Origin of the sequence: Mangrovimonas sp. DI 80 (assembly GCF_001975575.1) — a bacterium.
GTDB lineage: Bacteria > Bacteroidota > Bacteroidia > Flavobacteriales > Flavobacteriaceae > Mangrovimonas_A > Mangrovimonas_A xylaniphaga.
On the sequence record NZ_MSDT01000006.1, the window covers coordinates 38,479 to 50,243 of the forward strand.

General features: G+C 37.3%; 9 protein-coding genes. 4 read left to right on the forward strand and 5 right to left on the reverse strand.

Translation table 11 applies throughout. The features are described from left to right. Window positions 1-50: 50 nt before the first annotated feature. The gene (locus BKM32_RS12130; RefSeq protein ID WP_171971876.1) at window positions 51-1,469 is read right to left on the reverse strand and encodes a sulfatase-like hydrolase/transferase; all 1,419 of its coding nucleotides are present in this window, start codon (window positions 1,467-1,469) and stop codon (window positions 51-53) included. A 478-nt stretch (window positions 1,470-1,947) separates the two neighbouring features. Then, on the reverse strand, window positions 1,948-2,517 hold the full coding sequence (locus BKM32_RS12135; protein WP_076664046.1) for a class I SAM-dependent methyltransferase: 570 nt from the start codon (window positions 2,515-2,517) through the stop codon (window positions 1,948-1,950). Between the two features lie 768 nt (window positions 2,518-3,285). On the opposite strand from BKM32_RS12135, the gene pflB reads away from it, so the two are divergent. The 4 genes from pflB to BKM32_RS12155 all read left to right on the forward strand — a co-directional run bounded on the left by pflB (window position 3,286) and on the right by BKM32_RS12155 (window position 8,599). After that, window positions 3,286-5,541, forward strand: coding sequence for a formate C-acetyltransferase (gene pflB, locus BKM32_RS12140; RefSeq protein ID WP_076664047.1), 2,256 nt, complete (start codon window positions 3,286-3,288; stop codon window positions 5,539-5,541). 109 nt (window positions 5,542-5,650) lie between these two features. After that, window positions 5,651-6,403, forward strand: a complete 753-nt coding sequence (gene pflA / locus BKM32_RS12145; protein WP_253187461.1) for a pyruvate formate-lyase-activating protein — start codon at window positions 5,651-5,653, stop codon at window positions 6,401-6,403. Window positions 6,404-6,446: 43 nt separating this feature from the next. Continuing rightward, on the forward strand, window positions 6,447-7,229 hold the full coding sequence (locus BKM32_RS12150; protein ID WP_053975882.1) for a formate/nitrite transporter family protein: 783 nt from the start codon (window positions 6,447-6,449) through the stop codon (window positions 7,227-7,229). 269 nt (window positions 7,230-7,498) lie between these two features. Further along, a complete protein-coding gene (locus BKM32_RS12155; protein ID WP_076664048.1) occupies window positions 7,499-8,599 on the forward strand; it encodes an alkaline phosphatase in 1,101 nt (366 codons plus the stop codon). An 89-nt stretch (window positions 8,600-8,688) separates the two neighbouring features. On the opposite strand, the gene BKM32_RS12160 is transcribed toward BKM32_RS12155, so the two are convergent. From BKM32_RS12160 to BKM32_RS12170, 3 genes are read right to left on the reverse strand one after another with little or no spacing between them, the layout of a single operon-like run. Further along, window positions 8,689-9,432, reverse strand: coding sequence for a LytTR family DNA-binding domain-containing protein (locus BKM32_RS12160; RefSeq protein ID WP_076664049.1), 744 nt, complete (start codon window positions 9,430-9,432; stop codon window positions 8,689-8,691). A 3-nt stretch (window positions 9,433-9,435) separates the two neighbouring features. Further along, a complete protein-coding gene (locus BKM32_RS12165; RefSeq protein ID WP_076664050.1) occupies window positions 9,436-10,509 on the reverse strand; it encodes a sensor histidine kinase in 1,074 nt (357 codons plus the stop codon). After that, window positions 10,502-11,722 (reverse strand): ABC transporter permease, encoded by a 1,221-nt coding sequence (locus tag BKM32_RS12170; protein ID WP_076664051.1) that lies wholly within the window; start codon window positions 11,720-11,722, stop codon window positions 10,502-10,504. Before BKM32_RS12170 ends, BKM32_RS12165 begins: the two co-directional genes overlap by 8 nt. Between the last annotated feature and the right edge of the window lie 43 nt (window positions 11,723-11,765).

Below are 11,765 nucleotides of genomic sequence, written 5' to 3' on the forward strand. Positions count from 1 at the left end.
GGGACTTTTGTTCCCACCTTTATTTTAATCAAGTGATTTCTATGAGAGCATTATTTTAATCGATATAGTTTTTCGGGATTTAAATGGAATTCGTTCATATGCCATCTTAAGGTATTTACGTATTCTAAATTTAAGGAGTCAATTATATTTTTTGTCTCATATAAATCGGTGTTAAGCTCATAAAGTTCTTGCTTACCTGTTTTGCTGTTATAAATCAATTTATGTCGCTTATTGCCTTGGGTGTGTATGATGGCATAATCATTATTCTCTTGGTGGAATGTTAATTGTCTATTGGTTTCTTCGCTGAACAGTGAAATGCCTTCCCAAGATTCAGGGATTGGTAAGCCCAATCGGTCAACAATGGTTGGTGCGATATCCACTAAAGTTGCATAGCTTGTATTTTTATATTCAAGTTTTTCAGTATCATAGATCAAAATTGGACTTAAAATTTGATTAGTATAAATATTACGACCATGACCAAATAGGCCTCTTTCCCCTAAAGCTTCACCATGATCTCCCGTGATGACAACAATGCTGTTTTGTAAGTAGCCTTTTTTTGATAAAATGCTGAAAATATTCTTTAAAAAATTATCAGCCTGCAATACACCGTTGTCATACCTATTTATATAATTTTCAGCATCGAAAGTCGTTGTGCCCGCTGGGGTATATCTTTTGAATTTGTTCAGTCTAGTCCCTAGGTTATGGACAGACATGAGGTGAAAATGAAAGTAAGCAGGCGTATTGTTGTATAGACCTATGTTTTCAAGTCCTTCAAATAGTATTCGATCGTCATTTGGGTCTGAATATTTTTTGCTGACCGCCCCATCAAGGTAGTAATTGAAATCACTGTTCTTCCCATAAAAAGATTTTAATCCATAAAAATTAGTATGGTCCCCAGAAATAATAAAATTAAGATCGTATCCCTGGTCCTTTAAAAGTTGTTGCAATGAGAAGTTGTTATATCCCATATTGGCCCATATTTTAGACCTTAATATGGCATTGATACCAGAGAAGGACTCTCCGGAAACTGAGAAGGACAAGTCTATTTTGCGTAGGTTGCCAGAGGCATAAAGGCTATCTAAAAAAGGAGACGTCTCCCTTTGGTATCCAAAAAGGCTTAAGTGATCTGATCGAAGAGCATCTACGACAATTATGATGATGTTTTTTTTCTCAAAGTCAAGGTTTTCTGGGTACGCATGTCTTATTCCAATATCTTCATTGTCTACCGCAGAGATTCTCTTGTTAAAAGGATCGGTGTTTTTTAAGTATACGGAAACAAAGGGCTCTTCTACATTAAAAAGCAGAAACGGGATTTTTGGAAATGTAACTAGGACTATTCCCGATAAAAAACCGATAAACAGTAAAAAAACAACAATGTTATATCTAATAGCTTTAGGAGGATTGTTGAAATTATGTTTTTGAATGAATTTTTTAAGGTATAAAATCCCATGATAGATAAAATTGGTCATTAATAAAAATCCAATAAAAATTAATGCTGGTACAATAAATAATACGGTATAAAGTAAAATGGGATTTACAGAGAAGTTACTTATTAATTCATCCAGATGCTTTAGGTAGCCGAAAACAATTTGAGACGTAAAAATTTTTGAATTGAAATGTTCGCCTAAGAAGGCAAATAGATAAGCATAGTATAATAGAATATTCAAAATTCCAAATAAACTTGAAACGATATATTTTGAAATGTGCTGGTAATTAAAGAGTTTTCTGGAAAATACTATAAGACCTAAACCGATTAATGCCGAATTCAAGCAAAAGATGACCAATAAGTGCCCAATTATAATTTCTGGACTAAGAAGAAAAGATTGTTGAAATATTATAATTACGATCGCAGGAATAATTACTTGAAGGAAAAAAAACAGTAAAATTGGGATGTTTTTATTTTTTGCTTTCATATGATTAGGGAAGATCAGTTTTAGAAATAAATAGTTAGTCAATAGTTTTTTGGCAATGATAAATATACTCGGTAGGAAAACTTCGAAATTTTATGATCTCACAATCGTCAAATATTATTTGGAATTTCTTAAAGTTGAATTTTGTATATAAAACCTGACTGAAATAGGATCCGTATGGCAAAAAATTGTAGGCGTCTTGTATAATTCCCATTCCTTTTTCTTTAGAAAAAAAAGAGAATGGAATGGACGAAATAACACAGTCAATTTTAAGGTGTAAATGATTTATCATGTTTTCGGCCCCGTCATTTATTATGGTAAGTCTGTCGTCGGGAATTGATTTTCTAACATAATCACAAAATTCTCCATTGACTTCAAAAGCATACAAATTAGAATTAGGGGAAATTTTATCGAGTATTGCTTTTGTAATATTTCCATGTCCCATGCCAAATTCTACGACTGTAACATCCCTGTCTATTGGAATATGTTTACAAATTTCAATCTCAACCTTTCGACTTGTCTCAGTTATGGCACCTGTTATAAATAGGTTTTTTGAAAACTCTATGGAGGTTTTCAATTTTTGTTTCAAATTTTTTTTGTTGGTCATTTTAATTTGTGATTGATCAAGTAGAATCAAAATATGTTTAAAAGGTTGCTTTTAAAATATTTTTATTTATACCTGTCGGTTGGTTAGTATTGTGAGCAAAGTTTTGTGTAATCCTACTCTTTTAAAGAAGGCTAATCCCACCCCTCTAAACAATATCACATAGACTGCTTTTTGCGAAAAGTTTTAGGGTTTGAAAAGATCAATGGTAATTGGGGTAAATTAATATCAACTAGTATTTAATTAATTTTTGAATTTAAAAGTAGCCTTTTTCTAATTTTAGATATCTGCTGTATTCTTTAATTATGAGTTTAACGGTTGGTCTATTGTTAGATATTCTTTTTCAAATTTAAATGTTATTTATATATACCATCTAGTTTTATCATGAATTTTGAAAAATTTGTTTAGGATCTATAAAATTAGGATCTAAATTGTTTGTTGTTAGAATTTTTGGACCTTTTTTTTGATGCTTTTTTAATGTAAACAGTTGTATTTAAGGTGTTTGAGTTGAAATAAAAACTTAAAGCGCTCTTAAATTTTCTTAAATGAAATCGGGTTTATTTTCAATAATGTCAATACGGAAATGAGAGTGTTGACAAAGTTGAGGTAGGAGTGCCTTTTTTGTGCAGGAATGGTAGTTTTTAGGGGGTAAAATTGCATTCTTGTCAATTCTTCAAAAACTGCTTTTTATCATATTTTAAGCTCTGCTATGTCACGAAATTTGCCTCATAACAAATCAGTTAAGACAAAAACAGTTTAAACAGATATCATATGAATGTAGCAGAGTTAAAAAAAGAAGACCTAGGAATTAAAGAATTCCAAAACGGAGCTTGGACTAAGGCGATTAACGTACGTGATTTCGTAATTAAAAATCTTACTCCTTATTATGGAACCAGCGAATTTTTGGTAGGCCCGAGTGAGCGTACCCAAAAGCTTTGGGAAATTTGTAAGGACGCTACTAAAATTGAAAGAGAAAAAAATGGATTACACTCCGTAGATGTAGATACCATTTCGGGGATTGCAAACTTTGGAGCTGGATATATAGATAAGGACAATGAAGTAATCGTTGGTTTGCAAACGGACGCCCTATTGAAACGCGCCATGAAGCCTTTCGGGGGGTATAAAGTGGTGCAAAAAGCGTTGGAAGAGCATGGTTTACAACCTGCAAATCAAATTGACGAATTGTTCTCTAAGTATGTGAAAACCCATAACGATGGTGTTTTTGATGCTTATAATGATGAAATTAGAAAATATAGATCTCTGGGGCTATTAACTGGATTGCCGGATAATTATGCTCGTGGTAGAATTATTGGGGATTATCGTAGAGTAGCCTTATATGGAATTGATGCCTTAATAGCGGCTAAAAAAGAGGATTTGGCCAAGATTGGAGGGCCAATGACCGATGCGGTAATTCGTTTGAGAGAAGAAGTTTCTGAGCAAATCAGAGCTTTAAAGGATATGATTGCTATGGGACAAGCGTACGATTTGGATTTGAGTCGTCCTGCTGAAACTGCCCGTGAAGCTGTGCAGTGGACTTATATGGCTTACCTAGCTGCTGTAAAAGAGCAGGATGGAGCTGCCATGTCTTTGGGAAATGTGTCTACTTTCTTGGACATATACATTGAAAGAGATTTGAATGCGGGACTTATTACAGAAACCGAAGCGCAAGAGTATATTGATCAATTCGTGATGAAATTGCGTATGGTACGTCACTTAAGAATGTCAGCTTACGATGAAATCTTTGCGGGAGATCCAACTTGGGTAACTGAAGCCATTGGAGGAATGTTGCAGGACGGACGCACTAAGGTAACCAAAACAGCCTTCCGTTTCTTACATACCCTATACAACTTAGGTCCATCACCTGAACCGAATATTACTGTGTTATGGTCGCCAGAATTGCCAGAGAACTTTAGAAAATTCTGTGCAAAGGTGGCTATCGATACTTCTTCAATTCAATTTGAAAATGACGATTTAATGCGTGATTTACGCGGGTCTGACGATTACGGTATCGCTTGTTGTGTGTCTTACCAAGAATTAGGAAAACAAATCCAGTTCTTTGGAGCACGTACCAACTTGGCAAAAACCTTATTGTTGGCCTTAAATGGTGGTCGTTGTGAGGAAACCGGAACCTTAATGGTGGATGGCATCGAGCAAGATACAGATGAGTACTTGAACATAGATAAAGTAATGGCCAACTTCAAAATAGCGATGAAAGAAGTAGCACGTGTGTACAATGATTCTATGAACATTATCCATTACATGCACGACAAATATTACTATGAAAAAGCGCAAATGGCCTTAATTGATACCAACCCAGATATCAATATCGCTTATGGTATTGCAGGGCTATCAATTGTAGCGGATTCATTATCGGCTATTAAATATGCCAAAGTAAAACCAATTAGAAACGAAGAAGGCTTGACTGTTGATTTCGAAATTGAAGGGGAGTTCCCTAAATATGGAAACGACGATGATAGAGTTGATGTGTTTGCACACGATGCGGTACAAGACTTTAACGATGAGTTGAAACAATTGGAAGTTTACAAAAATGCGGAATCTACAATGTCTGTATTGACCATTACTTCTAACGTGGTGTACGGTAAGAAAACTGGTGCGACACCAGACGGTAGAGCAGCAGGTGTAGCATTTGCACCAGGAGCCAACCCAATGCACGGTCGTGATACCAATGGAGCGATTGCATCATTGAATTCCGTAGCAAAAATAGATTATAAAGATTCACAGGATGGTGTGTCCAATACCTTTTCCATTGTACCTAAATCTTTAGGGGCTACTGAAGAAGAGCGCATCAACAACTTGGTGGCAACCCTTACGGGATATTTCTCCAACGGAGCGCAGCACTTAAATGTGAATGTTTTAGATAAAGACACATTGCTAGACGCAATGGAACATCCAGAAAATCACCCACAATTAACCATTCGTGTTTCTGGATACGCGGTAAACTTTATTAGATTGACAAGAGAACAACAGATGGAAGTCATTTCCCGTTCGTTCCACCAATCTATGTAACAATAACTCTGCTGATTAAGTTCTGAGGTGTTCAAAAAATGGTACGAACATTCTAAAAGATGTGATACATTTTTTGGATGCCTCTTTTTTTAATTCTTAAATCCTATCAATGATGAAAACTCCAGATACTACCTTAAGTGTACATTCTATAGAGTCTTTTGGAACTCATGATGGACCAGGAATACGATTGGTAATCTTCCTGCAGGGTTGCAAACTGAAATGTCAATACTGCCACAATCCAGATACCATAGATACCCAAGGAGGTACAGAATATCAAATTGAAGATTTAGTACAACGTGCCATTCGCATGAAACCCTATTTTGGGGATCTTGGCGGTGTGACCGTTTCGGGTGGAGAACCGCTTCTGCAGGCCAAAGCCTTAATTCCGTTTTTTAAACGCTTAAAAGAAGAGGGAATTCATACCAATGTGGATACCAATGGGAGATTACTGAATCATCCTACTATGGAACTTCTCGATGATTATGCCGATTTGGTGATGCTGGATATCAAGCACATGACCGAAGAAGGCTTTCGAACCTTGGCGGGAGCCAAAAACAAGGAAACCACTTTTAACTTTGCGAAACACCGGGAGCAATCAGGCAAAGCTATGTGGTTGCGCTATGTGTTGATTCCTGGAATTACCAATACTCCTGAATTACTTCACGCTTTGGGAGACTATTTTAAAGCGTATAAAACCATTGAAAAAATAGAACTGCAGCCTTACCATAAATTGGGAATCCACAAATGGGAAGCTTTAGGTTGGGTGTATGAGCTTAAAGATGCTAGAGAGAATACCCAAGAAGAGATTGACGCAGCTGTAGCTATTCTGAAGGACTATTTTAAAGAAGTTAAAGTGAACTAAACCAAAACGAACTGATTAACTAACCATTATTGAATATGTTATTATGAATTCACCTAAAGAAGGGATAAAAATCATAAATGAAATAGCCTTGAATAAAGAAGGCTATACGGTAAGCAAAACATTGATTCTGGCATTCTTGGCTGGGGCCTATGTGGCTTTTGGAGGTCTATTGTCAATTATTGTTTCTGGAGGTTCTCCGGGAATAGCTGCTAGCAATCCTGGATTGGCGAGATTCCTGTTTGGGGCAGCATTCCCAATTGGCCTCATTTTGGTGGTTATTGTTGGTGCCGAACTTTTTACGGGTAACAATGCCTATTTTATTCCGAATATTTTAACCAAACGCCAACGGGTTTATGCCATGTTGAAGAATTGGGGATTGGTATACATTGGAAATTTTGTAGGGGCACTTTTTCTCGCTTATGTTATCACACATTTAACGCACTTGGTAAGTGATACGCCCTATATAGATATGGTTCGTAAAATTGCGGAGGGCAAAACCAGCCATTCATTTTTGGTCACCTTTATTAAGGGTATTGGAGCCAATTGGTTGGTGTGTCTGGCCATTTGGCAGGGGATTGCGGCAAAACATACCATTGGAAAAATTGTAGCTATTTGGATTCCTGTCATGGCCTTTGTCACTATGGGGTTTGAGCACAGTATTGCCAATATGTATTTCATTCCATTGGCTATTTTTGAAGGCGCCGATATTACTTGGAGTACTTTTTTTACGTCCAATTTAATTCCGGCCACCTTGGGTAATATTGTTGGCGGTGCTTTATTTGTAGGCACGCCTTACGGATACCTTTTTGGAAAAGCAGAAGATTGAAAGGTCTAATAATCGTTTGAACGGAGACCATAAAAAACTTTTTGAATTTTAGGATTCAAGGGACTTTTACTTAATTATTTGTCAAGATGTTTGGTCGCGGATTTCTTTAAGTATGCTTAACATTTCCTTAAAATGGAAAGCTTTAGCTTTTTCCTACTTTTGCACCTTTCGTAGAGGTCTAGGATGATGAGGGAAAGTGCAACTGAAATTGGGCTTGAGGAGATTAAAAAGTGATAAACAAATCAGAAACCTAAATACAAAAACATAGAATGAAATTAATCTTAAGTGTTATGGCTTTCTTGACAATTGGTTTTGGATATAGCCAGAAGTCAGAAACAAAAACAGTAAAGGAAACCAACAAGCCTTTAAATGTTATTTTGCTGATAGGAGACGGTATGGGATTGTCCCAAATGTCATCAGTGTTTTATTTCAAAAAGGACAGCATCAACCTTCCAAATTTTGAGCATGTTGGCTTGTTAAAGACCTCGTCTAGTTCGCATTTAATTACGGACTCTGCTGCTGGGGCGACAGCCTATGCATGTGGGGTGAAAACTTATAACGGTGCTATTGGAGTATTACAGGATACCACGGCAGCTGAAAATATGACTGAAGTACTGTCTAAAATGGGTTATAAAAACGGGTTGGTTGCAACATCTTCAATTACCCATGCTACCCCAGCGTCTTTCTTTGCTCATATGTCAAGCAGAAAAATGGACGAGGCCATTGCGGCGCAATTGCCAACTTCTAATATTGACTTTTTTGCAGCTGGAGGTTTGAAGTTCTTCAACAAGAGAAAAGACGGAGCGGATTATATAGCTGCGTTGGAAAAGAAGGGTTTTGAAATGGATACCGTGCAATTGGGAGATAAAAAACTTAAAAAGAACCGCAAATATGGGTATTTGTTGGCTGAAGATGGCATGCCTAAAATGACCGAAGGAAGAGGGGACTTTTTACAGGAAGGTACAGAAAAGGCCTTGAGTTATTTATCACAGACTTCTGGAGGATTCTTTTTAATGGTAGAAGGCTCACAAATTGATTGGGGAGGCCATGACAATGAGGCGCAGTACCTGATTGAAGAAATGAAGGATTTTGACAATGTGATTGGCGCTGTACTTGATTTTGCCAAAAAGGATGGAAATACATTGGTGTTAATGACTGCCGATCATGAGACGGGAGGATTTACACTAGCATCAAAAGAAGGCGATTATAATGCGGTAACGCCAACCTTCTCTACTGGAGGGCATTCTGGAACCATGGTACCTGTGTTGGCTTATGGTAAAGGAGCTGAAAATTTTGGAGGTATTTACGAAAACAATGAGTTGTACCATAAAATTTTGGCCTTGATCCAACAGGACAGAATTGTGGAGTAAATAATCAATAGAGATAAAATAAAAGCAGGTGCTTAGAAGTCCAATTTAGGATTTTTAAGCACTTGTTTTTTTATGTAAAAGGTTGAGGTCTAAAGTGAATTCTTATTGATGAAATCGTGGAACTTTGTTTTGTACTGCTCTGAAACGGTAATGCGTTGGTTGTTGATAATAATTTGGCTGCGCTCGATGGTTTCAATATTTTTTAAGGAGACAATATATGATCTGTGTACTCTCATAAAGTCTTCTTGCGGCAGTTCCTCCTCTAAGGATTTCAAACTCATTAGGGTGAGGATGGGTTTGGGAGTGTCTTTCATCCAAATTTTCACATAATCCTTTAAACCTTCAAAATACAAGACATTTTTTAGCTCAATACGCAACTGGCGGTATTCAGATTTTACAAAAATAAATTCCTTTTGAGGAGGTAAAGTCTCAATTGGAGTATTAGGGGTATCATGTCCTTTTGAAGGTTGCAACCTTAGTCTGGCCTTATTGGCTGCCGTTAAAAATTCGGCATAATCAAAGGGTTTTAGGAGATAGTCAATGGCATTTACTTTAAAACCTTCCAAAGCATACTGGTCGAAAGCAGTGGTGAAAATAATCCCTGTTTCTTTTGGAATCAATTTGGAAAGTTCCATGCCGGACAGGTCAGGCATTTGGATGTCCAGAAAGATAAGGTCGACTGTCGTTTGGTTTAAGAATTCCAGAGCATCGATGGCATTTCCAAACTTGCCTTGTAATTCCAAAAAGGGTGTTTTTTTAATGTATTCTTCTACCAATCCCAAGGCCATTGGTTCGTCATCAACGGTAATGCAAGTAAGTTTGTTGCTGCTCATTTCCTAGTGGTTTAAATCAATCTCCAAAACTGTGGTGTATGTATTGTCTTTTATTTCTGTGGTTAAGCTATGCTTTCCGGGATAGAGTAGTTCCAGTCGTTTTTTGAGGTTTTCCAAGCCAATACCAGAACCACTTTTGTCACTTTTTTCTTTAGGAAAGTTAGGGTTTTTTGAGACAAACAAAACCTTATTATTGTTAATATCCATGTTAAAAGATATGTCTCCTTCCTTATTGGCGGAAACCCCATGCTTAAAGGCGTTTTCTATTAAAGAAATGAATAATAAGGGAGCTATTTTGATGTTTTGGGAAACCACAGGGAAGGTGTAATTTACCTGGGTAGTTTCTGGAATCCTAATTTTCCCCAATTCAATATAACGCTTTATAAAATCAATTTCATGGGAGAGGCTTACAGATTCGGTTTTGGTATCATAAAGCAGGTATCTCATTAGTTTTGCCAATCCATGGAGGCTAGTTTTGGCCGTTTCGGGAGCGGTATCTACCAAGGCATAGATATTGTTTAGGCTGTTGAAGAAAAAATGAGGCTGCAACTGGTATTGCAAATGCTGAAGTTCGGAATGGAGTTTTACATTGTCGGCTTCGGTTTTTTCAAATTCTATTTTCATCCAACGTTCAGTGGTCTTTATGGCGATTGCGAATGCCAAAGGCAGTAAATAGGTGATAAATTGAAGGTAAAAGAACAAATCCTTTGGAGGTGGATTGTTCATATTCTCCATTTTCATAGGAGGCATGTCCCGCATGCCATCAAAAACCAAATGGTTTAGTTGAAATTGAAGCGCAACAAAGGCTATGATGCAAATCAGGTTGATGATACTGAATAGCCAAACCTTCTTTTTAAAAAGTAACCTATCGATTAGCCAAAGATAATTTAGGTAAAAGATAGAAGCAAAGACTGATAATTGCAGCCAAGTCCTAACCATGATGGCCCTGTCAAATTGATTTTGGCCCGAAGAGTTCGATAGCAGGTAAGGGGTGCTGAAGATGAACCCCCACACCAATACATGCGAAATAATGCTTACAGCTTTTCGGTTTTTATATTTTTTAAAGAAATCATTCATATCTCAAAGCTGTTATAGGGTCTAAAGCGGCTGCCTTTTTTGCGGGGTACCATCCAAAAAATATTCCAGTAACGGCACATACCACAAATGAAATGACTACGGAATAAGAGGTGATCACTGTTGGCCAACTTAAAATATTTTCAATAAAAAACGAAGCGGCCAAGCCTAAAAGCACTCCCAAAAGGCCTCCTGAAATACTGATCATGACGGCCTCAATTAAAAATTGAGTAAGGATGTCCCTCCCTTGTCCACCTACGGCCATTCGTAATCCAATTTCGCGGGTGCGTTCTTTTACCGATACGTACATAATATTCATAATGCCAATGCCGCCCACCAAAAGGGAAATTCCAGCTATGGCTACCAACAGGATGGTGAGTATGTCGTTTGTTGAGCTGAACATGGAAACCAATTCTTCCATAGAAAATACGTTAAAATCATCGTCGTCATTAGGGCCAATTTGGTGGGAACTTCTCAAAATGCTTGTAATTTCCTCTACAGCATCCTGAGCCTGTTCTTCACTTAGGGCCGAAGCGCTAATGGAATGTAGGTAATCTATGGCTAATATACGTTTTTGTACCGTGGTATAGGGTGCTATGATGACGTTATCCTGATCTTGCCCAAACGTGTTTTCTCCTTTTTGAGTCAACACCCCAATAACTTTCATAGGGATGTTGTTGAACCTAATGACTTTTCCAATAGGGTCTATACCCTCACTAAATAGATTGTCTACAACGGTTTGTCCTAATACTACAACTTTGGCGGCTGCTTTAACTTCAGCTTCTGTAAAGATGCTTCCTGTTTTTACTTCCCAAGATTTCACGGCTAGGTAATCTGGTAAAACGCCATAGATGGAAGTAGGCCAGTTATTGGTACCGTTTATGGACTGCCCGCTACCTTCTACCATGGGGGTTAGATAGGTGAGGAGTGTGCTGTTGTCCTTTAGATTCTGGAAGTCTTTTAAAGTCAAGGTTTGCATTTGTCCTGGATCCATTCGCACCCCTCCTCGCATTTCCGATCCTGGTCTGATGGTAATCATGTTTGAACCCATTTTTGCAATTTGACTTTTAATGCTTTGACTGGAGCCTTCCCCAATGGCCAACATGGCAATTACAGAGGCTACGCCAATAACAATTCCTAGCATGGTTAAAAAGGTTCTAACCTTATTTAGGATGATTGCTTTCCATGCAATTTTTAATAAATTAAATAGCTTCACCTTACAAGTTTTTTTGTTTACGAATTGTCTTCTTACTCATGCC